This is a genomic window from Kordiimonas lipolytica, from assembly GCF_001550065.1.
Window position 1 is genome coordinate 492974 of sequence record NZ_LRUB01000002.1, and the last position, 25166, is coordinate 518139.

A 25166-nucleotide genomic window follows, 5' to 3' on the forward strand; every position below is an offset into this window, starting at 1 on the left:
GCACTCAAGCCTGAACTGGGGCAAATCCATCAGGTGCGGCAAAAAAGTAAGGGAGCATCGCGGCAATGTCGAATGACGACACGCCAGCTGGCGCGCCATCAGGCGCACGCAACGTCTTTGAATATAGCGTCTCGGAACTTTCGGGCGCCTTGAAGCGTTCGGTTGAGGACCAGTTCGGCTATGTGCGCGTGCGCGCTGAGCTTTCAGGCGTCAAGCGCCCGGCTTCAGGGCATCTCTATTTCGCGCTGAAGGATGATAAAGCCGTGCTGGATGGTGTCTGCTGGCGTGGTGTGGCTGGGCGCTTTGCCTTCAAGCCGGAAGACGGACTTGAAGTCATCTGTACCGGCAAGCTGACAACATACCCGGCGCGCTCCAAATACCAGATGGTGGTGGAGCATATGGAGCCCGCAGGCGCGGGTGCGCTGATGGCGCTTCTGGAAGAACGCAAGAAGAAGCTAGCGGCTGAGGGCCTGTTCGATCCAGCGCGAAAGAAGCCGATTCCCTACCTGCCGCAGGTGATTGGTGTGGTCACGTCACCTACGGGCGCAGTCATCCGCGATATCCTGCACCGCCTGAATGACCGTTTCCCACGCCATGTGCTGGTCTGGCCTGTGTTGGTGCAGGGCGAAGGTGCCGCGGACCAGGTGGCCAATGCGATCAAAGGGTTCAATGCTATCGACGGTTCGCGCGACATCCCACGGCCGGACCTTCTGATCGTGGCGCGCGGTGGTGGCTCGATCGAGGACCTGTGGTCCTTCAACGAAGAAGCCGTGGTACGTGCCGCGGCAGAGAGTGATATTCCGCTGATATCCGCCGTGGGGCACGAAACTGACACCACGCTGATTGACTATGCGTCTGACCTGCGCGCGCCAACGCCGACAGGGGCGGCAGAGAAGGCCGTGCCGGTGCGTGAAGACCTGCGCTTCACGGTGGCAGACCTTGGGCGCCGCCTTGCAGGACTAAGGGTAACCATGCTGCGGGACCGGGAAGAACGCCTGCGCGGCCTTGCCCGTGGTCTGCCAAGCCCGCGTGATATCCTGGGGCTGGCGCAGCAGCGCTTCGATGATCTGTCGGACCGTTTGCCGCGCGGTCTTGTGGCGGCTGTGCAGCAAAAATCCATTCAGCTCAATCGTCTTGTGGGCGGCTTGAGCGTGGGGCGCTTGAAGCAGCTTGTGACCTTCAGGGGTAAGGAACTGGAAAGCACATCAAAACGGTTGACGCCAGCCTATGCCCGGAAGCTGGAAGATCTGGGATCGCGCCTTGCAGCCAGTGGCCGGATGCTGGACAGCCTGAGCTATGAGCGGGTGCTTGAGCGCGGCTACGCACTGGTGGAGGACGCAAGTGGGACACCGGTTTCGAAAGCGGCAAGCCTTGCTGCAGGGGATCAGGTGACCGTGCGCTTCGCGGATGGCACCAGCGACATGCAGGTTCTTGGTGGCGACGCGCCCAAGCCGGTTCAAAAGCCGAAGCCTGCGCCAAAGAAAAAGCCTAAAGCAAAAACGCCGGGCGGCGATGACCGACAGGGCTCGCTACTTTAAAAATCGGCGGCAAATGCCCAACTTTTGCCGTCTTCACAAGAGAAACAGGGTCTCATGATCAAGATTGTCCAAATATGTGTTGCCGTCCTTCTGTTCACCGTGCTGTCGCCGCTCGTGCACGCGGTTGAGCTGCAGGGGCAGCTGGTGCAGGGCGGCCTTGTTTGGGGGCAGCTTTCCCCAGGCAGTGAAATGAGCCTTAACGGCGAGCCCGTGAAGGTTGGCCAGGAAGGTCATTTTGTTTTCGGCTTTGGTCGGGATGAGGGGCCAACGGCATCGCTTGTGATCCTGCACCGCGACGGCAAGCGCGAGGAACGTACGCTCAGGATCGAGAAACGCGAATTCGATATCGAACGCGTTGACGGCCTGCCGCCCAAAACGGTTACGCCGCCGCCTGAATGGCGCGAACGCCGTAAGGTAGAAACCGGGAAGGTGCGTGAGGCCCGCAGCTTCCTGGCGGACAATATGCATTGGTCGCGGGGGTTCATCCGGCCCGCTGAAGGTCGGCTCTCCGGCTTCTACGGCAGTCAGCGCATCTTGAACGGCAAGCCCAGAAGCCCCCATTACGGTCTGGATATCGCGGGGCCCACTGGCACGCCGGTCCATGCCCCGGCGGGAGGTGTTGTGCGGCTCGCAGTGCCTGATTTTCTTCTGGAAGGCGGTATCGTGATCATCGACCACGGGTTTGGCGTTACCTCCACCCTGTTTCATATGAACAGCGTGGATGTTAAAGAGGGCGCCTGGATACACCAGGGTGACCTGATCGGCACCATCGGAGCCACCGGACGCGCGAGTGGCCCCCATGTGGACTGGCGGGTGAACTGGAAAAATGTGCGGCTTGATCCGCAACTACTGATTAGTGACAGCATCGAGGACTAAAAAATGAAAAAGACAATCAGCTGCCTTGGATTATTGCTGGCGGCCTCAACCGCAGCCACCGCGCAAGACGATGAAAGTCTTGCGATTGACGGCTATGTCGGCGTTCTGAGCGACTATCGCGATAGGGGGCTGAGCCTTTCTGACAAGGACCCTGTCCTTGTGGCCTCCGTGGGCGCCTTTCATGATAGCGGTTTTTACGGCGGCGTTGTGGGTGGCATCCTTGGGGACGGCTTTGCCGGCGAAACCAAGGCCGAGTTTTATGCCGGTTACCAGATGGACACCGGTACATACATCTATGATTTCTCGGCAGAGCTCGACAGCTTTCACGGTGATGGCAACAGTCGTTTCTTCCCCGAGTTCAAGGCAACCATGGCGCGGGACTTTGGCCTGGCCTTCATTCGCGGCGGTGTAGCTTACGCGCCGGATGGCCGCTGGAGCGACCCAGACCGCGACAGCTTTTATGTCTACTCGGACCTTGAAGTGCCGATCCCATCCGTGCCGGAACTGACGCTTATCGGGCGACTTGGCTATGACATGCGGCAGGACCGGTCGAATGTATGGGACTGGGGGCTTGGGGTCAGTGCGTTCATCGACAATGTCGAGCTCAGCATCATGTATGAAGACAGCGGCCGTGAGCATGACCTGGGCGAAGGGGCCTTGGTTTTTGGTGCGCGCTTCTATTTCTAGTCTGAGCAGTTAGCTGGCGGCTTTGGAGCGCATGCTTGCGAGCGTGCGCGACGCCGGGAAGCGCATGGTCACCGTTGTGCCCACACCTTTTTCCGACGCGATGTCCAGTTCCCCGCCGTGCAGTTCCATCAGGCTTTTCACCAGTGGCAAGCCAAGGCCTGTGCCTTCGTGGCTGCGTGTCATGGTTGATCCGGCTTGCCCAAAGGGCGTCAGGGCGATCACCACTTCGTCCGGGCTCATGCCGATGCCGTTGTCTTCAACCGCAACATAGAGGCAGTTGTCCTTGTCAACTCCCGCCCGCATGTTGATATGGCCATTCGCATTGGTGAATTTGGTAGCATTCCCAACTACGTTCAGAAGGACCTGCTTAAAGAGCCGCCTGTCCCCGTGCAGGATCGGTAGGTCTGCAGGAACATGAGTTTCCAGAGTGATGTTTTTGGCTGTAACCCTTGGCGTCATCAGTTTGGAGATATCGTCAAGTAATGCGCTGATATCGACCGGCTGTTCCTTCAGGACAAGTCGGCCCGATTCCACTTTCGACAGATCGAGGATATCGTTGATGATATCGAGAAGAAGCTTGCCGCTTTCATTGATATGGTCGACATATTCTTCATATTGCGGCGCGCCCAGCTTGCCGAAGACCTCATGTTCCATCATCTCTGAAAAGCCGAGGATCGCGTTCAGGGGCGTTCTGAGCTCATGGCTCATGTTCGCCAGGAATTCTGATTTGGCCTGGTTGGCCGCTTCTGCCTGAAGCATGCTGCGCTTCAATGCCCGGTTGTGGCGCTGCTGCATTACCAGAACGGTCACCGCCGCAATGGCCACCAAAAGCGCGAGTGCGATGGCAAGCCGGGTGTAGGCTTCTTCGGCGTCCGCGAGTGCTGCTTCGGCTTTTTGTTTCGCCAGCATGGTCTCCAGGCTGGACCGCAAATCTGTGATGCTGCTCTGGAACTGATTGAACTGGGAGTTCAGAAGTTCCCGGCGCGCTTTGTTCAGGAGCTCAAAACCTTCTTCATATCTGCCTTCCGCCTGAAGAATATAGGCGCTGGTGAGCATGTCCTGCCCGCTGGGGCCATCCTGGCTGTAGTCGGGGTGCTCCTTGTAGAAGTCCTGTACCATCTTCTGGTAGGATTTGGCGGTTTCTGCGTCTCCCAGTCGGGCGTAGCTGACAGCCAGCAGGTCATAGAAAGAGGTATCGAAGCCGGAATCGCTTGAATAATTGTTCAGCGCTTCCTTTGCCAGCGTTATGCTTTCTTCGTAGTTTTCCTCGTCATAGGCAATCCAGGCAAGGCCGAACAATACATAATAGTGTCCGGAGTCCCGACCGGTTTGCTCAATGACTTTCTCAAGGCCCCGATAATACTGCTTCGCAAGCTGGTTTTCTTTCAGGTTATTCAGTGTAGAGGCGATATTGAAAAGCGCGCTTTCGCGGTCAAAGGCAATGCCTTCTTTCTCGGAAATCTCCAGCGCGTTGCTATAGTTTTCGATAATGGCGTCAATTTCATCTACGCCCGAATATGTATAGGCCAGCACCAGATAGGCCAGCATGCGCATGCGGTTGCCGCGCGGTGTGTCGGGCAGCGTTTGTGCAGCCTGCGACATGGTGGAAAGCCCCTCCAGGAAGTTGCCCAGCTCGGGGCCTAGGATTGCCAGCGTTGCATCGGCGAAAAAGACGCCAAGGTCATCGCCCTCTTGCTCTGCAAAGGCCCGGGTTTCAAGAATCTTGTCGCGTGCCTGATACAGCTCGCCTATTAGTGAAAGGTAAGTGGCGTGAGCCAGGTCGCCATAAATCTTGAGCTCCGTATCCTTCAGTTCGGCAGCCAGCGCCTGAGTCTCCCGCGCCGCTTCTTCAAGTCCATCAGGTTCCGCGATGTCCATATAGTGGAAGACCAGCTCTTTCAGGACCTCAGCGCGGTCATAGGGGGCGAGGTCCTTTTCAAGGCGGTTTTTCAGAAGCGCAAGGTGCAGGTGGGCATCGGATGACCGCGCGGCCACGATTTTAGGAAGCAAAGTTTCAGCACGGGCGCGGGCCTCGTCGCTCAGTTTGCTGGTTGCCAGGGATGGCACAGCCAGAATAACGATGGCCGTAAAGATCGCTGCAAGCCAAAAGCTGAAGCGTGTACCAAGCCAGGATCTAAAGAAGAATTCTGTCATCCAGCACCAAATTCCAGCGAGCCCCAAACCACCATACCTACCTGCATACACAAAAAAAGGAAATTGAAGGTTAACGTGGCCGAAAGATTCAGAGATCAGGCGGCGACATGGCGCCAGGCGGCAAGGGCCGGTTCCACACGTTCCATGATGGCGCCCCTCAGGCCCGGGGTGCTGGCCACGATATGGTCATGCAGTGGCTTTTTTCGGTTGAACAACAGGCCTTTGCCTGTACCGGTTGTCAGTTGTCCGCCTGCTTCCGACAGGATCAGGTCTGCGGCCGCCACGTCCCAGTCGTTCTTGGGCCTGAGTGTCACGCAGCAGTCAAACTGCCCGTCCGCGATCTGGCAAATCCTGAGAGCGATGGAGTTGGCCTGTTCTGTGTGCATGGACTTCGGCCATGGCTCCGGCCATATTTTTTCCGACTTGAAGGCGCATGGGTCGCCCATCATACGGGCTTTTGTCAGGTCTGATTGGCCGCTCACACCAATGTTCATGCCGTTCTTCGTGGCGCCGCGCCCTTCCTCGGCAAAATAGAAGGCGTCTTTCACCGGCGCATAAAAGGCTGCCAGAATAGGCTTCTGGTCCTGCACCAGGGCAACGGATATGCCCCAGTCGTCACCGTTCCTGAGAAACGCGCGGGTGCCGTCTATTGGGTCAACAACCCACAGGCGGCCACACCTGAGCCGCTCCGGGTGGTCTTCGGTTTCTTCCGACAACCAGCCATAGCCCGTGCGGTTCTGCATCAATGTGGTGCGCAAAAACTCATCAACAGCCATATCGGCTTCGGATACCGGGTTGTTGGGTGATTTGTCCCAGGCGTGACAATCGCGCGAGAAATAGGATAGGGCGATCCGGCCTGCCTCTTCGGTCACAGAGCGGATAAGCTTTGCATCGTCCGTGCGGTCCCACGGACAGGTATCTTCGTCAAAAAGTTCGCTACTTGTGCTCACACTCTGTCTCGGCTTGGCCTCAGCCTGGTTTATCCTGCCCCCGCGACGGTCATTCCTTCAACCCGAAGGGTCGGCGCGTTGATGCCGTAACGGAATGACAAGTCTGATGCTGGCACAAGATGCCTGAACATTTCCTTAAGGTTCCCGGCAATGGTGAATTCGCTGACAGGCTCCGCGAGCTCGCCATTCCTGATGCGGAAGCCCGCGGCTCCCCGGCTGTAGTCTCCGGTCACGCCGTTCACGCCCATGCCGATCAGTTCGGTCACATAGACGCCATCCTTGATGTCTGCGATCAGGTCCGACGGGCTCACCTCACCGGGCGCCATATAAAGGTTGCTGTGCGAAATGCCGGGTGCCGAAGACGTGCCGCGGCTCGCGTGCCCCGTGACCTCAAGCCCTAGCTGGCGTGCGGTGGCGGAATTCAGCATCCATGTCTGCAGGATGCCGTCTTCCACGATGGCACATTCGCCGACACTTACACCTTCGCCATCAAACATGCGCGACGAAAGCCCGCGTACCTTCAGGGGATCATCGATTATGGTGATGCCAGTGGCGAAAATCTGTTCGCCCATCTTGTCCTGCAGGAAGCTGCTTTTGCGCGCGATGGCACTGCCGTTCACGGCGCCGGAAAGGTGGTTGACGAAGGATTTGGAGATGCGCGGGTCGAAGACAAGCGGCATGCGGCCGCTGGCCATCTTCTGCGCGCCCAGGCGTTTCACTGCACGCTGGCCGGCTTCTGTGCCTACCCAAGCGGCGCTCTGAAGGTCGCTGAAATGCCGTGCGCTTGTGAATTCATAATCGCGCTCCATGCCCGTGCCTTCCCCTGCGACGGCGGAGGAGGAAATGGAAAAGCTTGACCCCTGATAGTGGCCGGAAAAGCCATGGCTGGTGACAAGCGAAATGGCCCAACTGCTTGTGCCCGCGCTTGCGCCTGAACTGTTGGTGACACCTTCGACCGCACGGGTCGCGTCTTCCGCTTCGCGGGCCAGGTCTGTCAGCTGTTCGGCGGAAACGTCTGTGGCGTCATAGAGATCCAGCTCCGCCAGGGGGCCGGTGTGCAGCCTGTCCTCGGGTGCCAGGCCGCAATATTCGTCGTCCGGCACGGCTTTGGCCATGGTCACCGTGCGTTCCACCAGTGCCTTCAGGCTGGCCGGGCGCCGGTCACTTGTGGACACCATTGCCTGCTTCTTGCCAATCATGACCCGAAGGCCGATGTCTTCGCCTTCCGACCCGTCCACATCCTCCAGTTTGCCCTCGCGCCAGGACACGCTTTTCGACCGGGCATCGACCGCGACGGCATCGGCGGCATCGGCACCCGATTTCATCGCGCTTGAGACAAGGTCCTGAAGCAGGTTGAGGGTTGTATCGGTCATGAAAAATCCTTGGGAAATAAGATCAAAAACATGGCCGACACTAAGCCATAGAACGCGCTGGCGTTCAATGTTGTTTTGGGCTGTTTTAGGTTGATGCGGGCGAAAAGCCTACACTAGGTGCTCTGCGAAAAACGCCAGCGTGCGTGCCCAGGCAAGCTCGGCGGCCTCTGCGTCATAACGGGGCGTGGTATCATTATGGAAACCATGGTTCGCGCCTTCATACATATGCATAGTGTAGGCCTTATTGTTTGCCTTAAGCGCCGCTTCATAATCCGGCCAGCCCGCGTTCACGCGTTTGTCCAGTTCGCCAAGGTGAATAAGGAGCGGGGCGTTAATGTTTGGCACGGCCTCGGCGCTCACGCCGCCGCCATAAAAGGGCACGGCCGCCTTCAAGCTGGGCACTTCCGCGGCAAGCCGGTTTGACACACTGCCGCCGAAGCAGAAGCCCACACAGCCGACATTGCCGGTGGTGTTGGGGTGTTTCTCAAGGAAGCTGACCGCGGCCTTGAAATCCTCGACCATCTCGTCGCGGTCGCGCTGGCGCTGCATCATGCGGCCATCGTCGTCATTACCCGGATAGCCGCCAAGCGGATAGAGCGCGTCAGGCGCCAAGGCCACATATCCCGCAACCGCCAGCCGCCGCGCCACATCGCGGATATAAGGGTTCAGGCCGCGGTTTTCATGGATCACCACCACGCCGGGACGGGGGTTGGTGTCGCAGGCGTCAATGGGGCGCACCAGATAGCCCATCATGGTGCCCGCCCCGTTCGGGGACGGGTAGAGAATGTCTTCGCCCACAATGCGCATGTCGTCTGGCTTCACCTGTTCGGCCAGCGCATAATTCGGGAGCAGGCTGTTCGCGAGAGCCGTGACCGTGAGGCCGCCGACGGCGAAGCGGCCCAGCCGGTTCATGAAGGTGCGGCGGTCGATAAAGCCGTGGGCATATTTGTCATAAAGATCCAGCACTCCCTGCTGTGGTGTTATCTGGTCGCTCATTGTTCTGTCCTCCCATCCCTGTCTCGAGGGGTAGCATATCATACAATCCCTGATATGCGGTACGGTGTCGCGCATGGGTCTGGATCAGCCAAAAAGCTGGAAAATCTGCGGAAAATGGCGTATGACGCGCCCCAACCGGCTCCTTGGGGTGCCAGAAAGCTAACGTGCGAGCGATGAAGAAGAGTGACCAAATGAAACTGAAAACAGCTACAGGACGCCGGTCTGAACTGTTGATGCCTGCGGGCAACCTGGAAAAGCTGAAGGCTGCTGTTCTCTATGGCGCTGATGCGGTTTATCTGGGCACGCCGGATATGAGCCTGCGCACCAAATCCGCTTTCTCGCTCGAAGACGTGGTTGAAGGTGTGAAGTTCGCGCACGAACACGGCAAACGGGTTTACCTCACGCTCAACCTCTTCTCCCATAACAAGGACATCACCAAGCTGCCGCAATATCTGGAGACGGTACGCAAAGTGGCGCCTGACGGCCTGATCGTGGCAGACCCCGGCGTGTTCATGTTTGTAAAGGAACAGGCGCCTGAGCTTGAACTGCATATCTCAACGCAGGCGAATGTGTGTTCCTGGCAGTCGGTCAAATTCTGGGAAGACCTGGGCGCGGGGCTTGTGGTTCTGGGGCGTGAAGTGTCGTTCGAGGAACTGAAGGAAATTCGTGAAAAATGCCCCGGCATCAAGCTTGAAGCCTTTGTTCACGGCAGCATGTGCATGACTTATTCGGGGCGTTGCATGCTCTCTAACTTCATGGCGGAACGCGGCGCCAACCAGGGTGCATGCGCCAATTCCTGCCGCTGGAAATACAAGGTGCATATGCGCCTGAAGGACGGCACAGTAAAGGAACTGCCGCTCACTGAAGAAAACCTGGAGCTGTTTGAATTCCTCATTGAGGAGGAGTACCGACCGGGGGACCTGCTGCCGATTGAGGAAGACCAGCGCGGCACCTATATTCTGAACAGTAAAGACCTGTGCATCATGCCGAAGCTGAATGACCTGCTTTCCATCGGCGTCGACAGCCTGAAGGTCGAAGGGCGCGGCAAAAGCCCCTACTATGTGGCCATGGTGGCGCGGGCTTACCGCATGGCGATTGATGCCTGGTACGAAGACCCTGAAGGCTGGTCCGCTGACCCATTCATGAAAGAGCTGACCACCGTGCCATCGCGCGGCTACACGCTGGCGTTCCACGACGGGCGGCTCACGAACTATGCGCATGGGTTCGAAGATACCTACACGCTTGCGGACCATGAATATGCGGGTCTTGTGGAAGACGTGACCGACGATGCCTTTATCGTACGGGTCAAGAACAAGCTGGTTGCGGGTGATGTGGTGGAGTTTGTGCCGCCAAGTGCGCGAGAGCCCATGCTCCTTAGGGTCTATGAGTATGAAAATGCCGAAAACGGCAAGATCACCACAGAGGTGCACGCGGGCAACACGCCGCTTATCCGCCTGCCGTTTAATCTGTTCGATCAGGAGACAGTGGAAAGCTTGCAGGCGGATTTCCCACCCATGACGATCCTTCGGAAAGAAAAGGCGTTGACGGACGATCAGTGGGCGCGCTTGAAGCTGGACGCCGAGGCGAGAGCGCTTGAGCAGGGCCGGGGCAATGCAGCGGTGTATGAGCAAAAGCGTGGGGCGCTGCAGGATGCGCTGGATGAGCGCCGGTCGGAACTGCGCCTCCGCACACCGCGGCGCGGTACTGAAGGCTGTTGCGGCAAGGGCTGTAATGGCTGTCTGGTGTTCTGGCACGACGACAAATACGCCAAGGCTCGCGAGATTCTGGCGAAGAAAAAGCAGGGTGAGATGCTGGCCCGCAAGCTGACGGACGAAGATATCGCCGCGCTTGAGGCGGAGCAGGCCGCAGATGAAGCCCAATTGGCTGCAGGCTGACCCAAGGACGGGCAGAGTTAGGAGAGCCCGCTGGGGGCGTTATTCGCGCCTGTCCAGTTGCGGGTTGTTAACCACATATTTGGGGCTGCCGACCTGGAAAAGGATAGGCTCATCATACCCCATGGCCTCCAGCTCTGCTTGAATCCCGCGTGCCATGTCGCGCATGTTGGCGCCTTCATAGCATTGGGCCAGCATCGCCTTGGTCGGGGGCGATAAGCTTGCGGGGCTGTTTTCGGCACGGGAGGCAAAAGCAAGCCAGGTTTCCTGAGCCTTTTCAGGGCCGCCTAAATCCTGCTGTAGCCACCCCGAAAGGAAGGACACTTTCGCTTCCAGTTCAAGGGACTGCGGCATCCGGTGGAAATGATCAGCTTCCGCGTTCAGGCTTTCACGCACTTTCGCCAACAGGTTATTGGCTTTTTCAGGCCTTCTTTCTGCCAATGCCAGCTGCGCTTCAAGATAGTGCCCTTTATAAGAGGCCAGTCGCCGCTTGCTTCTTGAATTGTCCCGGTTCAGTGCTTCCGCCAGTTGCTTTTGTCCAACAGCCAGGGGGGCGACCGCCTTGTAATGTTGCCCAGTCTGAATATAGAAAGCCGCCAAATTGATATAGGCTTCACCGGAGTCAGCAAGCCACATGGTGTTTGCAGGATCTGTGGTTGTGAGCAGGTCAAAGCCTGATGCACCCGCTTCCATCAGATGCTGGCTCTCCACGGTCTTGCCCTGCTGCAGCAGCAGTTTTGCGATATATTGTTTGGTCATCAGGCCGCGCCTCTTGAACCGGAGGTTTTTCGGTTCGCGCTCTATGAGCATGTCGAATATGGCCTGCCGTTCTCTGAAGGCCTTCAGGGCAGCATCATACGCGCCCCGAAGCATGTGAATTTTGCCGAGATAATGATAGCTGCTGGCAAGGTCAACATAGGCGCGGTTGCTGTGGGGCGCTGCCTCGGCCAGTTCTTTTCTTGTGGCCAGGCTTTGTTCTGCTAATGGGAGTGCTTCTTCAATGTTGCCAAGCGGGCCAGCCAACAGGTCGGCCAAAACGCCCTGGGAATCGGCCACTTGTTCGCGGGCGTTGGCGCGCCTCTCGGCCTCCGTGTCAGGGCCGTTCGGATGAGCCGGTATGATGTCCTGCTGTGAATGAAGCCTAAGTCTCTCACGGTAGTCTGCTTCCGCGAGCTGGTAATCTCCCGTTCGGGCAGCTAGATAGCCGCGAAAGAACAGGATGATACCCATGCGAAATTTCAATAATTCCTCATCAGGCCTTTGTGCGATCAATTCACTGACAATGTCGAAAGCCTGGTCAAACTGTTCCTTGGCTTTGTCGCTGTGCCCCTGGCGGTCATAGGTCTGTCCCAGCCGCAGCATGGCACCAGTCAATCTGATAGCTTGCCCGGGAGAGAGCGTGTCAAAGTCCTGTTCGGTATAATAGTTTTTGACCTTGGTGACGATTTGTTCGGCAGATTTCAGGTGCCCAACTTTCAGCAGATCATAGTAGGCGGTTTCCAGCATGAAGAAAGCCATGCTTTCGGCGTCAGAACGCCGCATTTTCGATATTTCGCTCATTTCCTCGGCAATGGTCTGGAGCTGTTCTGCTTCCTGCCGCGCCATGCTCGCTTCATAGGTCAGGGCGCCCATCACTGACATGCCAATGAAAGCCGCTGCTGTGACTGCGATCATGTTTCTTTGTCTGTGCTGTTCTTCCCGGCGCACAAGGTCATTGAGGCCCACGCCGATCATGCCTGCCACAATCTTTTGCAGTCCCAGTTTCTTGCCGTCACCTTCAGCGCGCAGGTCGGCGGCAAGCCCTTCTGCTGACAGTCCCGCTTTTTTACCGTCTTCTGTGAAGCTGTGCAGCAAGGCTTCCGGGAAGCATTCTTGTTCGGGATTGTCCGCGAAAGGCATGCCGTCCACGATCATGCACAGGACCTGTCCATCGCCGTGAGTTTTCTTGAACTCAATGATCTCGCGATTAACGAGCTTTGACTTTGCGGCCCTTGGAGAACACAGCACGATCAGGAACTCGGATGCCTTGAGCGCTTCAGACAGCCGGTCTGTCAGGCGGTGTGCAGCGGGTAGTTCATCCCGGTCACGAAAGATGGGGGCCAGGCGTACTGGCACTTCGCCCAAGTCTGTTTTTTGGCCAACGAGGGACTTCGGAACCTTATAGGATTCGAGCGATTTCAACAGCCATTCGGCCCAGACCTTGTCGGCGTGACTGTAGCTGATAAAAGCCTTGTACCGAAATTGTGATACAGACATTGCACCCCCATGCATGTGCGTTTTTAAGCGCTTATCGGTCGACCGATAAAAACAACCTTTGCGGCCTTTTAAGGGCCTGCTGCACTTATTGATGACAGATTAGGGCGTGTGGCTCAATTCAGGATTGCGCGAAGAATGGCAGTTTTTTGCGCCATAGAGCTTATATTGTTCGTTTACCTAAAAGTTTACCTTGTTTTCTGCGGTTTTCCTTAAGGCTGACGGATAAGATGAATCAAGATAATCTATTGGTGTGTCAAAAACGGTAAAAGGCTTTTGAACTGGTGGTGCTGGGAAGGGGCGTGCGAATCTGCTGAATTGAGGGGCAAAGGCTACTTCTTCCAGATTTTCGGGTTTTCGCCTGGGATGCCAAGGCTGTTCCAGATGGCGTCGACCTTGTCGACCACCTTATCTTCCATGTAAATCTCGGTGCCCCATTCGCGGTGGGTTTCATTGCCCACCTTGTTGGTGGCGTCCATGCCCAGCTTGCCGCCAAGGCCGCTTTCAGGGCTGGCGAAATCAAGATAGTCGATCGGTGTGTTCTCCACCGTCACGATATCGCGCACCGGGTCCATCCGGGTTGAAATCGCCCACATCACGTCTTTCCAGTCGCGCGCGTCGATATCATCATCCACCACAATCACGAACTTGGTGTAGACGAACTGGCGTAGGAAGGACCAGACCCCCTGCATCACGCGCTTGGCGTGGCCGGCATAGGCCTTCTTGATGCTGACGACCGCGATCCTGTAGCTGCAGCCCTCCGGCGGCAGCCAGAAATCTGTTATCTCCGGGAACTGCTGCTGCAGAAGCGGGATGAACACTTCATTCAGCGCCTCGCCCAGAATCGCAGGCTCATCCGGCGGCCGACCTGTGTAAGTGCTCAGGTAAATCGGGTCTTTCCGCATGGTGATGGCGGTGATGGTGAAGACCGGGAATTTCTCAACGCTGTTATAGTAGCCCGTGTGGTCGCCATACGGGCCCTCATCGCGGTAGTCATCCAGGCTTACAAAGCCCTCAAGCACGATCTCCGCCGTCGCAGGCACTTGCAGCGGCACGGTCTTGCAGTCCACCAGCGGCACCTTCTTGCCCCTCAGAAGCCCTGCGAACTGATATTCCGAAAGCGTGTCCGGCACCGGCGTGACAGCCGCCAATATGGTGCCTGGGTCCGCGCCGATGACAACAGCGGCAGGCACGGGCTCGCGCTTTTCATCTTTCCAGCGCTGATACTGCTGGGCACCGCCCCGGTGCTTCAGCCAGCGCATCAGGGTCTGGTTCTTGCCCAGCTTCTGCATCCGGTAGATGCCAAGGTTATAATTGTCTTGGGCTTTGTCAGACGGGCCTTTGGTCACCACCAGCGGCCAAGTGATCAGCGGTGCGGGCTCGCCCGGCCAGCAGGTCTGGATCGGCAGCTTGTCGAGGTCGATATCGTCGCCGGTCAGCACCACTTCCTGCACGGGCGCTTTCTTGACGCGCTTCGGCTTCATCGAAAGCACCTGCTTCGCCAGCGGCAGCAGGTCAATGGCGTCCTTGATACCGCGCGGCGGTTCCGGCTGCCTGAGGAAGGCCAGCGTTTCACCCACTTCGCGGAGCTCATCCGGCTCGCGGTTCATGCCCCAGGCCACGCGCTCAACGGTGCCGAAAAGGTTCACCAGCACCGGCATGTCGGATTTTTCACCGCGTTCGTTCAGCACATTTTCAAACAGCAGCGCCGGCCCGCCAGCGTGGAGCACGCGGGTTTGGATTTCCGTCATCTCCAGTTCGGTGGAAACGGGTTCCTTCACGCGTACCAGACGGCCTTCGGCTTCCAGCCTGTCGATAAAATCTCTGAGTGAATCATAAGCCATAGAAGGGCTTATAATAGAGCTCGCAAAAAAGCGCTATGGCGAAATTGTCGCGCGCCTTCTATTCCGCGGGCGTTGGCGCTGTGGGCGCTGTTTCCTCAAACGGCGTGGTCTCATCCCGCACCAGGGGCCACAGAAGCTGGGCACCGGCGCTCATCGGCGTAAGGTTTTCAACGCCATATTCCCTGGGGTAGCTGCGGGTGATTTTGGCGGTGCCGAACAACACGTCCCAGAAGAACAGCAGGTTGCCGAAATTGCCCTTGTAGTTGGTCGCCGGGTCGGCGGAGTATTTGCCGTGGTGGGAAAAGTGGGTCGATGGCGTGCTGATGGTGCGTTCCACCACCCACATCAGGGGCGACAGCCATTTGATGGCATAGAGCTTCTTGTCCCAGCAGACATTCGAATGGGCACCATAGATCACCAGCAGCTTGAAGATGATATAGACGGCATAGATATGGCCAAGGCCAAGGTAGATCAGCGCGCCCGCGAACCACAGCGACGGCATGAAGGCGTAATAGAGGATATTGTTCCGGTACACGATACGGATGCTCATATATTCCGCGTTATGGTGCGACCGGTGCAGGCCATATAGCCACGGGAAGGTGTGCGAGGCACGGTGCCACCAATATTGCATCAAATCGTCAAACACCAGAAACAGGGCGACGCCTGCGTATATGGGCGCGTCTGCCAGCGCGCCGGCGGCGTCTGGCGCGATCCAGCCGCTCACATATGTGGAGGCCATCAGCACAGCTGGCTGTGTGGCGGCCAAGAGGAATATGCTGCCAATGATTTCCACCCACTTGTCTTCGGGCTTTTCATTGGCGTGAGAAAAGAACGTGGAGCGTAACGCTTCAGCCGCTGCGAAAGCGAAAAAAATTGCAAAAAGAATAAGCCCGTATGGCATGTGTCACGTCCCTTCCAATGCGGCCAGTGGCCTTCCCCTGATGTGCACAATAACCTTTATTCTTGGCCAGGAATGTTAACTAGTTTACATTCTGTGCATGAGCTTCATTTTCAATTTCGGCATTCCCGGCCTGATGGAGGTGCTGCCGCCTGAGATGCGGGCGCGCTTCGATGCCATTGGCGCCGTAAAGCGCTATCACCACAAGCAGCATATCCAGAGCAGGGGGGACCGGACAGCCGGCTTTTCGGTGATAAAGTCGGGATCGGTTGTTTTCGGCAAAAGCGACAGGGAAGGGCGTTTTATCACGACAGCCGTTCTGGAAGCCGGGCAGTGCTATGGTGAATTCACCGTGTTTGGCGGCTTGCCGCGCACCCATGACGGCTACGCCGAAGGCGAGACGGTCATCAGCCATTTGTCCAAGGCCCAGTTCGACCAGCTTCTTTTGGATGAACCAACGCTTGCAGCACCCATCATCTCGCTTCTGACGGTCCGGCTGCATCACATGCTGGAATGGGTCGATGACCTGAGGCGCTATCCGCTCAAATACCGGCTGGGGAAGGCGCTCTTGTCGATGGTGAAGGGCTCGGGGGATGCTTTTATCGCCGCAACTCAAAGCGCCCTTGCGGACCTGATGGGCGTTAGCCGTGTGGCTGTCGCGCAGGTGCTGGCGGACTATAAAGCCTTGGGTTTTGTCGCCACCGAATATGGCGGCGTGCGAGTGCTGGACAGGGGCGGCCTCAGGGCTTGGCTGCAAGGGTTTGAAACCATAGACCCGGTTGTGCCGACAACGCCCCTCTTTACAGACGCAGCGCTTTAGCTTGCGGTGATGATCCTGTGAGGGGGCACGCCGCCAACATAATAGGCCAGTTCGGCGGGCTCGCTGATATTCAAGGCATGCAGGTTTGTCCTGTCTGCGCCGATCTGCTACATGTGGCTGAAGTCAGACTGATGGGGGATATGATGCGATCACTGTGGTTGGGCTTGAGCCTGATATTCGCAGGTTTCTCTGCATGCGCTGCAGATGAGGCCATCTTTGAGCGCAAGGTACCGATGATGATCCGGTTGACTGTCTACGTGGCTGGAGGGTCGGTCACGCTGAGCCAGCCTGCTTCGTGCCAGATGGAAAAGAAGCTGTTGCGGAATGGTTGGGTGCAAAGCGGCAGAGATACATTTGACGCCCCTCCCATTGAGCATGAGTTTGCAGATGGGTCCGGTTTAATCATCGATTTCCCCCATAACGTCTGTAACTGGGAAGTAAAGTCGGTTCGATCAGCCTTTCATCATACTCCAAAAGGAGCCAAGCGGAGCATTGGCCGGATTCTAGCGAATGTACGTTGGGTGGATAATATGTATGCACCCAGAGAAGTGGAGATATTGACCCCGCACAGGGTGGATGGTGTGCCGCCCGGACATTTGTTGGGTGTTGATGTTTCTTTCGAGTGGGATATTGATGGCGATCCCGAAGGGGCCGATTTCAAGAAAATTGCGGACAGATTTTTGGAAACTGGCGAGGCACCACAAGAAAAATCTGTCCAAGCTTTTAAGCGACCTCAGGTGCCGGTGGTTGTAACGCCAGCCTTGCGTCCAGCACTAAAGCCTTATCTGGCTCTTCGCAATTCGGCAGACGCATGCAAGGCGATGGAGTTAGGATTCTTCTCGCTGCCGCTTGTCGTATATGAAGATTATATCTGGCGTCGGAATGAGCCGTTCTCTGAGGCGCTCTCGCGTATTACGGGCGATGTCTGGTTGACTCCAGAGCGCAATCCCGCCTTGTTCAAAGGGCTGGCTGCAGTACAAGAAGGGAAAAGAGGGCGCCCTAATTATTATGTAGATTTTGGGCTGCTGCGTTTATTGATGGATCGTCAGAAAGAAGGAAAGGAAACCGCTTTGCCATATGTTTGGCCACGTTATGACGCAGATGTATGGCTGGTGGAGCAACGCACCCGAAACGAACGATTTTTCAAAGTATCCGATCAGCCACTTGTTTCACGCAATAGTAGGATGACCACCTACAAAAAATTCCCGAACCATTTGTCGTGTACCGCTCCGCTAGATGCGCTTCCTGGGCGGGAAATAGTATTCGGTGGGCGCGAAGACCCGGTGATAGGCCTGAAGGCGCATCTGGCCGAGCCGCACCAGAAAATCTGGTTCTATGAGGCTGGAAGCAGGCGACTGTTCCAGCTCACAAATGCCACTGCAACCGGTGTCGGGGCTACCCTACATTAGGTGGGCGGCCTAAGATGCCCGGATAATCTTTTCGGGCGGCACGCCGCCGACATAATAGGCCAGTTCTGCGGGCTCGGAAATGTCAAACAGCAGGATGTCAGCCTGTTTGCCCACTTCAAGGCTGCCAAGTTCAGCTTCCAGACCCAAGGCCCGTGCGCCATTCAAAGTGATGCCACGCAGAGCTTCTTCTGGTGTCATGCCAAAAAGTGTACATCCCATGTGCAGCATCAGCTGCAGCGACAGCACAGGTGAACTGCCGGGGTTGGCATCTGTTGCCAGGGCCATCTTCACGCCGGCCTTTCGCATCATCTCTACCGGCGGGCGCTTGCTTTCCTGCAGCACATAGAAGGCGCCTGGCAGCAATACGGCAACGGTGCCACTGTCCGCCATGGCGCGTACGCTTGTCGCACTTGCATATTCCAGATGGTCGGCTGATAAGGCCTGATAACGGGCAGCCATTGCGCCGCCTGAAAGGTCTGATAGCTGATCCGCGTGCAGCTTCACCCTGATGCCATGCTTTTTCGCGGCGTCGAACACGCGCGCCGTTTGCTCCGGGCTGAAAGCGATGCCTTCGCAGAAGGCGTCGACCGCGTCGGCCAGCCCTTCTTTTGCGATCGCGGGGATCATCACATCGCACACATGGGCGATATAGCCGTCTTTATCATTCCTATATTCCGGGGGCAGGGCATGGGCGCCCAGGAAGGTGGTGCGCAGGCGCAGGCCGACCTCTTTCGCGGCAGCCCTGGCGGCCCGCAGCATCTTGACCTCGTCTTCAAGCGTCAGGCCGTAGCCGGATTTGATTTCAACCGTGGTCACGCCGTCTGCGGCCAGCCGTTTCAGGCGCTTCACCGCAGAGGCTGTCAGCTCTTCCGCGCTTGCAGCACGAGTGCCCTTTACAGTCGAGAGGATGCCGCCACCCCGGCGCGCGATCTCTTCATAGGACACACCGTTCAGGCGTTCTTCGAATTCGCGGGCGCGGTTACCGCCATAGACAATGTGGGTGTGGCAATCAACAAACCCAGGGAATGCCCATATGCCGTTACCGCTGATTTCCTCAACAGCAGACGCGCCAGCGGGCAGGTCAGTCACCGGGCCAACGAAGGCGAGTCGGCCATCCTTGACACCAATCGCACCATCCATGATGGCACCGTAGGGCGCGCCGCCCTCTGTCATGGTGGCGACGTTGATGTTGCGCAACAGCGTGTCAAACATAGGCTTTCCCTTAACCTTCCTCCCCCAGCCTTTTCGAGTATCACAAGATTCGATTGACAGAAAGTATCACTTGTATGAACTTGTATATACAAGTTGGAGAGGGCGATGCAAAAACATTATTTTTCCGAAGGTCTGGTGGGCAAGGATTGGCTTTTTGATATCTGCCTGACCGTGGCGCCGGACGGCATGATCACCGCGCTTGAAAGCGGGGTGAAGGCCCCTGCGGGCACGCCTGTACACGGCCCTGTGCTGCCGGCCATGCCCAACCTCCATAGCCACGCCTTCCAGCGCGCGTTCGCTGGCCTTGCCGAATTCCGTGAAGCCGGCGCGTCTGACTTCTGGAGCTGGCGCACCGCCATGTATCATTTCGCCCGCCACATGACGCCCGAGGCGGTCGAAGTGATCGCAAGCGCCTTGTATGTGGAGATGCTGAAGGCCGGCTATTCCGCGGTGGGCGAGTTCCACTATTTGCATAACGCGCACGAGGACCAGTCGCTTGTGATGTCCGAAGCGGTCCTGAAGGCGGCGGACAAAAGCGGTATTGCGCTCACACACCTGCCGGTTCTTTATCAGGCGTCCGACTTCGGGGGCGAGCCGCCGCTTTCCGGGCAGGCACCCTTTATCCACACCACTGATGATTTCACGCGGCTCCTGAAGGTCCTGAAGCCGCGCTTTGATGGCCGCCACAGGCTGGGGCTGACGTTCCATAGCCTGCGTGCCGTGCCAGAGGAAAGCTTCGCGCCCGCGATTGACGCAATCGAGACGCTGGATATGAAAGCGCCTATCCACATCCATATCGCCGAACAGACCCGCGAAGTGAATGCCTGCATGGACTGGGCGGACAAGCGCCCGGTTGAGTGGCTGCTGGACACCCAGAATGTGGACGAGCGCTGGTGTCTGGTGCACGCAACCCACGTGGTGGAAGCCGAGTGGCGCGGCATGGCCGAACGTGGCTGTGTTGTGGGCCTGTGCCCCACAACGGAAGCCAATCTGGGTGACGGCATTTTCCCGGCGCATGAATTCATCAAAGCGGGCGGTCGCTTCGGCGTCGGGTCCGACAGCCACATCAGCATTGATGCCCGTGAAGAACTTCGCCTGTTGGAATACGGCCAGCGGCTGGCGCGGCAGGCCCGCACGGTCCTGACGGGCGCGGAGGGCGGCCATACGGGCGAGCATTTGTGGCGGCAGGCGGCAAAGGGCGGCGCGCAGGCGTTGGCGCAGCCGATTGGCGAGATTGCTGTGGGCAAGCGCGCAGACCTGATCGTCCTTGATCGGTCCGCCCCCATGTTCGCGGGCGCGGCCTACAGCCAGATTGTGGATGCTTTAGTGTTCAGCGGCCAGTCGAACCCCATCACGGATGTGATGGTGGCGGGCGACTGGATTATCCAGGATGGCAAGCACCCGCAAGAAGACGAGATCTTTGGCCGCTACAATGAGACCGTGGGCCGCATCGCCCGCCTGATGGAAGAGGAAGGCGCATGATCCCGGTCCCTCGTTACGAGCAGGTCAAGCGCCATATCATGGATGCCATCGAGGCAGGTGATTATGATGCGGGCGACAAGCTGCCGAGTGAAAATGAGCTGGTGCGCGAACTGAGCGTATCGCGCATGACGGTCAATCGCGCGCTTCGGGAACTGACGGAAGAGGGCCATATCGTTCGCCGCGCGGGCATGGGCAGCTTTGTCGCTGACCGCCGCATGCGCGGCCATGCCGCCGATATCCTATCGATCCGCGGCGAACTGGAAGCCCGCGGTGAGGAATGGTCAGCCACTGTTCTGTTCCAGGAAGAAATCGCGCTGACAAAGGATGTGGCCGTCGAGATGGGCCGAGCCGCGGGCGACAAGGTTTTCTACCTGCTGATTGTCCACAAGGGCGACGACATGCCGATTGAGCTTGAAGAGCGCTGGGTAAACCCCGAGATCGCGCCCGAGCTTCTGGCACAGGATTTTACGGCTTCTACGCCAACGGATTATCTGCTCGCGGTGGCACCGCTTCTGCGGGCAGAGCATGTGGTGCGGGCGGTTGCACCCACAAACAAAGAACAAAGGCTGCTTGAGATTGAGGCAGGCATTCCCTGCCTTGAAATCAGCCGCCGAACATGGACCGGGGAGCGGGTCGCGAGCTATGCGCGGCTACTTTACCCCGGTGACCGCTATGAACTGACGGCGCGATTCTCCCCCGTGGGTGCGCCGGCAACCCAATAACAACGAAGAATATCCGTTCAAAAGAAGGGACAAGAATATGAAAAACCGCCCTGATATCCATGCGCCGCACGGCGCGGAGCTGACATGTAAAAGCTGGGCTACTGAAGCGCCCATGCGCATGCTGATGAACAACCTGGACCCAATGGTGGCCGAAAACCCAGAAGAACTTGTGGTTTATGGCGGCATCGGCAAGGCTGCGCGTAACTGGGAATGCTATGAGGCCATCATCGCCACCCTGCGCGGCATGGAAGAAGATGAAACGCTTCTGGTGCAATCGGGCAAGCCGGTGGGCGTGTTCAAAACCCACACAGATGCACCGCGCGTCTTGATCGCCAACTCCAACCTGGTGCCACACTGGGCGACGTGGGAGCACTTTAACGAGCTCGATAAAAAAGGCCTGATGATGTACGGCCAGATGACGGCGGGATCGTGGATCTACATCGGCAGCCAGGGCATCGTTCAGGGCACCTACGAGACGTTCGTTGAGATGGGCCGCCAGCACTTTGGCGGCAGCCTGAAGGGCAAATGGATACTTACGGCGGGCCTTGGCGGCATGGGCGGCGCGCAGCCGCTTGCAGCCACCATGGCGGGCGCAAGCTGCATGGCTATCGAATGCCAGGAAAGCCGTATCGACTACCGCCTGAAGACTGGCTATCTGGACACCCGCGCCGACACGGTCGAGGAAGCGCTGGCGATCATTGAAAAATCCCACGCGGAAGGCAAAGCCATCTCTGTTGGTGTGCTTGGGAACGCCGCTGAAATCCTGCCAGAGATGGTGAAAAAGGGCATTCGCCCGGATGCGCTGACGGACCAGACATCGGCGCACGACCCCGTGAACGGCTACCTGCCGATTGGCTGGACGGTTGAGGAATGGTTCACCAAGCGTGAGACCGACCCTGCGGCTGTGGCCGCTGCGTCGAAGCCGTCGATGGCGATCCATGTGAAGGCGATGCTTGAGTATCACGCGATGGGCGTGCCCACCGTGGATTACGGCAACAACATCCGCCAGGTGGCGTTCGACGAAGGCGTGAAAAACGCATTCGATTTCCCGGGCTTCGTGCCGGCTTATATCCGTCCGCTTTTCTGTCAGGGCATTGGCCCGTTTCGCTGGGCCGCGCTTTCGGGTGACCCGGAAGATATCTACAAGACCGACCAGAAGGTGAAGGAACTGATCCCGGATAACCCGCACCTGCATAACTGGTTGGATATGGCGCGTGAGCGCATCCAGTTCCAGGGGCTGCCAGCACGCATTTGCTGGGTCGGCCTCGGTGACCGCCATCGTCTGGCCCTCGCGTTCAACGAGATGGTCAAGAATGGTGAGCTGAAGGCTCCTGTGGTGATCGGCCGCGACCATCTGGATAGTGGTTCTGTGGCGAGCCCTAACCGCGAAACTGAAGCCATGATGGACGGCTCTGACGCGGTAAGCGATTGGCCGCTTCTGAACGCGCTTCTGAATACGGCGTCGGGCGCTACGTGGGTCAGCCTCCACCACGGCGGCGGCGTGGGCATGGGCTTCAGCCAGCATTCGGGTGTCGTGATCCTATGTGACGGCACGGAGGCTGCCGCCAAGCGCGTTGGCCGTGTACTGTGGAATGACCCGGCGACGGGCGTGATGCGCCACGCGGATGCGGGCTATGACATTGCCAAAAATTGTGCACGCGAGAAGGGCCTGAACCTTCCGATGCTCGACAAGTAGAGAGTGGGGACACGAACATGACAGTGCATAAAATGATCCGCAAGGCAGGCCATTTCAGCCTGCAGGACCTACGGCATATCTATGAGAAGCCAACAGAGCTGACGCTCGATAAGTCCGACCAGGCGCGCATTGATGCCGCCCGGCAAACGGTGACCGACCTGATCGACCGGGGCGACACCGCCTACGGCATCAACACCGGTTTTGGTCTGATGGCCAACACGCGCATCAAGGCATCGGACGTTGAGAAGCTGCAGGAAAACCTGGTACTTTCCCACGCGACTGGCACGGGTGAGCCCTTGAAGGACGGTGTCGTGCGGCTTGTACTCGCGCTGAAGTCCACCTCTCTTGCGCAGGGCCATTCCGGTATCCGCGGTGAGGTGATCGATGCGCTCTTGAAGCTTCTCAGCCACGGTGTGTACCCTGTGATCCCAGCGAAGGGGTCTGTGGGCGCATCGGGTGACCTGGCGCCCTTGGCACACATGTCTGCGGTACTTCTGGGGTACGGTGACGTGCGCCATGAAGGCAAGGTGATGGACGCGAAAAAAGGCCTGGAGATGATCGGCCTCAAGCCGCTGAAGCTTGGTGCCAAAGAAGGCCTCGCGCTTTTGAACGGCACGCAGGTGTCGACCGCACTTGCACTTTCGGGCCTGTTTGAGATCGAGAATGTCTTCGCTTCAGCTATGATCGCGGGCGCCATGAGCGTGGATGCCATGAAGGGCTCTGACGTGCCGTTCGATCCGCGCATCCATGCGGTCAGGCGCCAGCAGGGCCAGATCGACACGGCGGCCATGTACCGCAGCCTGTTGGCTGGCAGCGATATCCGCACCAGCCATGAAGACTGCGAGAAGGTGCAGGATCCATACAGCCTCCGCTGTCAGCCACAGGTGATGGGCGCGGCCCTTGGTGTGATGCGCCAGGCGGCGGACACGCTGTTGACCGAAGCCAATGCCGTGACCGACAACCCGCTGATCTTCCCGGACGAGGGGGATATCCTCTCTGGCGGCAACTTCCACGCTGAACCGGTGGCCATGGCGGCCGACATGCTGGCGATTGCCGCATGTGAGATAGCAAGCATTTCCGAACGCCGCACGTCTCTTCTCGTGGACCCGAAAATGTCCGGCCTGCCGGCGTTCCTGGTGGAAGACGGCGGCCTGAATTCGGGCTTTATGATCGCGCAGGTAACAACGGCTGCGCTGGTGAGCGAGAACAAGACGCTGGCGCACCCCGCAAGCGTGGACAGCATCCCCACATCGGCGGGGCAGGAAGACCATGTCTCGATGGCAACTTTCGCCGCTCGCCGCCTGCATGACATCGCTTTCAACGCCAGTGCGGTGATTGCTGTGGAGCTTTTGGGTGCGGCGCAGGGGATCGACTTCCACCGGCCACTCAAGTCCAGCGAGCCGCTTGAGGCGGTCTATGGGCTCATTCGTGAACGGGTAGATTTCTACAAGGAAGACCGTTACTTTGCCCCTGATATTGAGGCCGCGCGGGAATTGGTGGCCTCCGGTAGCCTGAATGGCTATGTGGAGACGCTCCTGCCGTCCGCAAGCTTTGGGAGCCAAGCGCTTTGACGCAAGTCTTTGACCTTAAGAGGGGGCATAGCCCCCTCATTATCTCCATGCCGCACAGCGGTGAGGAGCTCGGGCCGTACGCAAGCCGGATGACAGCCGACGCGCTCAAGATCGCGGATACGGATTGGCACCTGCCTGCGCTCTATGGCTTTCTGACCGGCATGGACGCCACGGTCCTGCATGCGCATTATTCGCGCTATGTGATCGACCTCAACCGCGATCCATCGGGCAAAAGCCTGTATCCGGGCCAGAATGTCACCGAACTGTGCCCCACCACCACGTTTGATGAGCAGCCTGTCTATCTGCCTGGGGAAACCCCGCATGAGGCGGAACAGCGCGACCGTGTGGACCACTATTGGAAGCCGTACCATAATGCGCTCGCTGCCGAAATTGAGCGGGTGCGCCATATCCACGGCTATGCGCTTTTGTGGGATGCGCATTCGATCCGCTCGGAAGTGCCGCGCTTCTTCGATGGCCGCCTGCCGGACTTCAACCTGGGCACTAATGACGGCCTGTCCTGCAGCCCGGATCTGGCTGAGGCCGTGTTCGCGGTGGCGCAGCAGGCTGAGGGCTATAGCGCCATATTGAACGGCCGTTTCAAGGGCGGTTTCATCACCCGCAAATACGGCCAGCCAGCGCACGGCGTGCATGCCATCCAGCTTGAACTGTCGCAGATCACCTATATGGAAGAGGTCTTCCCTTACAGCTATTTGCCGGAGCGCGCCAGAAATGTGGCCCAGCCCATTCAGGCGATGCTTGAGGCCATGCTGGACTGGAGGCCGCAGAGTTAGGG

Annotated in this window: 19 protein-coding genes; 11 read left to right on the plus strand and 8 right to left on the minus strand. The window is 58.1% G+C overall.

Annotation, left to right across the window (positions count from 1 at the left end):
- The first annotated feature begins 65 nt into the window (after positions 1–65).
- From xseA to KORM41_RS02475, 3 genes are read left to right on the plus strand one after another with little or no spacing between them, the layout of a single operon-like run.
- The gene (xseA, locus tag KORM41_RS02465) at positions 66–1538 is read left to right on the plus strand and encodes an exodeoxyribonuclease VII large subunit (RefSeq protein WP_068144003.1); all 1473 of its coding nucleotides are present in this window, start codon (positions 66–68) and stop codon (positions 1536–1538) included.
- Between the two features lie 54 nt (positions 1539–1592).
- Positions 1593–2414 carry a M23 family metallopeptidase gene (locus KORM41_RS02470; protein WP_068144005.1) on the plus strand — a complete coding sequence of 274 codons (822 nt, stop codon included), beginning with the start codon at positions 1593–1595 and terminating at the stop codon, positions 2412–2414.
- Between the two features lie 3 nt (positions 2415–2417).
- Positions 2418–3101, plus strand: coding sequence for a TorF family putative porin (locus tag KORM41_RS02475; protein ID WP_068144006.1), 684 nt, complete (start codon positions 2418–2420; stop codon positions 3099–3101).
- 9 nt (positions 3102–3110) lie between these two features.
- Here the strand turns inward: KORM41_RS02475 and KORM41_RS02480 are convergent, their stop codons facing one another.
- From KORM41_RS02480 to KORM41_RS02495, 4 genes are all read right to left on the minus strand, one after another.
- Positions 3111–5255: an ATP-binding protein gene (locus KORM41_RS02480; protein ID WP_068144008.1), complete on the minus strand. Its 2145-nt coding sequence runs from the start codon at positions 5253–5255 to the stop codon at positions 3111–3113.
- A gap of 95 nt (positions 5256–5350) precedes the next feature.
- A complete protein-coding gene (locus KORM41_RS02485) occupies positions 5351–6205 on the minus strand; it encodes a 3'(2'),5'-bisphosphate nucleotidase CysQ (protein WP_068144011.1) in 855 nt (284 codons plus the stop codon).
- A 29-nt stretch (positions 6206–6234) separates the two neighbouring features.
- Complete coding sequence (locus KORM41_RS02490) at positions 6235–7578, minus strand: TldD/PmbA family protein (RefSeq protein WP_068144013.1); 1344 nt, start codon at positions 7576–7578, stop codon at positions 6235–6237.
- Between the two features lie 108 nt (positions 7579–7686).
- Positions 7687–8574 (minus strand): dienelactone hydrolase family protein, encoded by an 888-nt coding sequence (locus KORM41_RS02495; protein ID WP_068144014.1) that lies wholly within the window; start codon positions 8572–8574, stop codon positions 7687–7689.
- A gap of 191 nt (positions 8575–8765) precedes the next feature.
- Between KORM41_RS02495 and KORM41_RS02500 the strand changes: the two genes are divergently transcribed.
- Positions 8766–10469 carry a U32 family peptidase gene (locus KORM41_RS02500; RefSeq protein WP_068144015.1) on the plus strand — a complete coding sequence of 568 codons (1704 nt, stop codon included), beginning with the start codon at positions 8766–8768 and terminating at the stop codon, positions 10467–10469.
- Positions 10470–10508: 39 nt separating this feature from the next.
- On the opposite strand, the gene KORM41_RS02505 is transcribed toward KORM41_RS02500, so the two are convergent.
- The 3 genes from KORM41_RS02505 to KORM41_RS02515 form a co-directional block, all read right to left on the minus strand.
- On the minus strand, positions 10509–12722 hold the full coding sequence (locus tag KORM41_RS02505; RefSeq protein ID WP_068144016.1) for a toll/interleukin-1 receptor domain-containing protein: 2214 nt from the start codon (positions 12720–12722) through the stop codon (positions 10509–10511).
- A gap of 329 nt (positions 12723–13051) precedes the next feature.
- Positions 13052–14563 carry a UbiD family decarboxylase gene (locus KORM41_RS02510; RefSeq protein WP_068144017.1) on the minus strand — a complete coding sequence of 504 codons (1512 nt, stop codon included), beginning with the start codon at positions 14561–14563 and terminating at the stop codon, positions 13052–13054.
- A gap of 58 nt (positions 14564–14621) precedes the next feature.
- Entirely contained in the window at positions 14622–15464 is an 843-nt protein-coding gene (locus tag KORM41_RS02515; protein WP_068144019.1) for a sterol desaturase family protein, read from the minus strand.
- 97 nt (positions 15465–15561) lie between these two features.
- On the opposite strand from KORM41_RS02515, the gene KORM41_RS02520 reads away from it, so the two are divergent.
- Positions 15562–16281 carry a Crp/Fnr family transcriptional regulator gene (locus tag KORM41_RS02520; protein ID WP_068144021.1) on the plus strand — a complete coding sequence of 240 codons (720 nt, stop codon included), beginning with the start codon at positions 15562–15564 and terminating at the stop codon, positions 16279–16281.
- A gap of 17 nt (positions 16282–16298) precedes the next feature.
- Positions 16299–17690: a hypothetical protein gene (locus KORM41_RS02525; RefSeq protein ID WP_068144023.1), complete on the plus strand. Its 1392-nt coding sequence runs from the start codon at positions 16299–16301 to the stop codon at positions 17688–17690.
- Between the two features lie 9 nt (positions 17691–17699).
- Here KORM41_RS02525 and hutI read toward each other — a convergent pair whose 3' ends face one another.
- The gene (gene hutI / locus KORM41_RS02530) at positions 17700–18902 is read right to left on the minus strand and encodes an imidazolonepropionase (protein ID WP_068144024.1); all 1203 of its coding nucleotides are present in this window, start codon (positions 18900–18902) and stop codon (positions 17700–17702) included.
- A 105-nt stretch (positions 18903–19007) separates the two neighbouring features.
- Here hutI and KORM41_RS02535 point away from each other — a divergent pair, with 105 nt between their 5' ends.
- The 5 genes from KORM41_RS02535 to hutG are packed head-to-tail and all read left to right on the plus strand — an operon-like array spanning position 19008 to position 25164.
- On the plus strand, positions 19008–20384 hold the full coding sequence (locus KORM41_RS02535) for a formimidoylglutamate deiminase (RefSeq protein ID WP_068144026.1): 1377 nt from the start codon (positions 19008–19010) through the stop codon (positions 20382–20384).
- Entirely contained in the window at positions 20381–21106 is a 726-nt protein-coding gene (hutC, locus tag KORM41_RS02540) for a histidine utilization repressor (protein ID WP_068144028.1), read from the plus strand. Before KORM41_RS02535 ends, hutC begins: the two co-directional genes overlap by 4 nt.
- 37 nt (positions 21107–21143) lie before the next feature.
- Positions 21144–22802, plus strand: a complete 1659-nt coding sequence (hutU, locus tag KORM41_RS02545; protein WP_068144030.1) for a urocanate hydratase — start codon at positions 21144–21146, stop codon at positions 22800–22802.
- A 17-nt stretch (positions 22803–22819) separates the two neighbouring features.
- Positions 22820–24373: a histidine ammonia-lyase gene (gene hutH / locus KORM41_RS02550; RefSeq protein WP_197420928.1), complete on the plus strand. Its 1554-nt coding sequence runs from the start codon at positions 22820–22822 to the stop codon at positions 24371–24373.
- Positions 24370–25164, plus strand: coding sequence for an N-formylglutamate deformylase (hutG, locus tag KORM41_RS02555; RefSeq protein ID WP_068144032.1), 795 nt, complete (start codon positions 24370–24372; stop codon positions 25162–25164). The genes hutH and hutG overlap by 4 nt, the downstream gene beginning before the upstream one ends.
- Positions 25165–25166 lie beyond the last annotated feature (2 nt).

Bases quoted from the DNA above. Each gene is read 5' to 3' on its own strand.
- KORM41_RS02515 (WP_068144019.1), bottom strand. From the start codon at position 15,464: ATGCCATACGGGCTTATTCTTTTTGCAATTTTTTTCGCTTTCGCAGCG.
- hutU (WP_068144030.1), top strand. From the start codon at position 21,144: ATGAAAAACCGCCCTGATATCCATGCGCCGCACGGCGCGGAGCTGACA.
- hutH (WP_197420928.1), top strand. From the start codon at position 22,820: ATGACAGTGCATAAAATGATCCGCAAGGCAGGCCATTTCAGCCTGCAG.
- KORM41_RS02510 (WP_068144017.1), bottom strand. From the start codon at position 14,563: ATGGCTTATGATTCACTCAGAGATTTTATCGACAGGCTGGAAGCCGAA.
- KORM41_RS02480 (WP_068144008.1), bottom strand. From the start codon at position 5,255: ATGACAGAATTCTTCTTTAGATCCTGGCTTGGTACACGCTTCAGCTTT.
- KORM41_RS02470 (WP_068144005.1), top strand. From the start codon at position 1,593: ATGATCAAGATTGTCCAAATATGTGTTGCCGTCCTTCTGTTCACCGTG.
- KORM41_RS02475 (WP_068144006.1), top strand. From the start codon at position 2,418: ATGAAAAAGACAATCAGCTGCCTTGGATTATTGCTGGCGGCCTCAACC.
- KORM41_RS02495 (WP_068144014.1), bottom strand. From the start codon at position 8,574: ATGAGCGACCAGATAACACCACAGCAGGGAGTGCTGGATCTTTATGAC.
- KORM41_RS02505 (WP_068144016.1), bottom strand. From the start codon at position 12,722: ATGTCTGTATCACAATTTCGGTACAAGGCTTTTATCAGCTACAGTCAC.
- KORM41_RS02535 (WP_068144026.1), top strand. From the start codon at position 19,008: ATGCAAAAACATTATTTTTCCGAAGGTCTGGTGGGCAAGGATTGGCTT.
- hutI (WP_068144024.1), bottom strand. From the start codon at position 18,902: ATGTTTGACACGCTGTTGCGCAACATCAACGTCGCCACCATGACAGAG.
- hutC (WP_068144028.1), top strand. From the start codon at position 20,381: ATGATCCCGGTCCCTCGTTACGAGCAGGTCAAGCGCCATATCATGGAT.
- KORM41_RS02500 (WP_068144015.1), top strand. From the start codon at position 8,766: ATGAAACTGAAAACAGCTACAGGACGCCGGTCTGAACTGTTGATGCCT.
- xseA (WP_068144003.1), top strand. From the start codon at position 66: ATGTCGAATGACGACACGCCAGCTGGCGCGCCATCAGGCGCACGCAAC.
- KORM41_RS02490 (WP_068144013.1), bottom strand. From the start codon at position 7,578: ATGACCGATACAACCCTCAACCTGCTTCAGGACCTTGTCTCAAGCGCG.
- KORM41_RS02520 (WP_068144021.1), top strand. From the start codon at position 15,562: ATGAGCTTCATTTTCAATTTCGGCATTCCCGGCCTGATGGAGGTGCTG.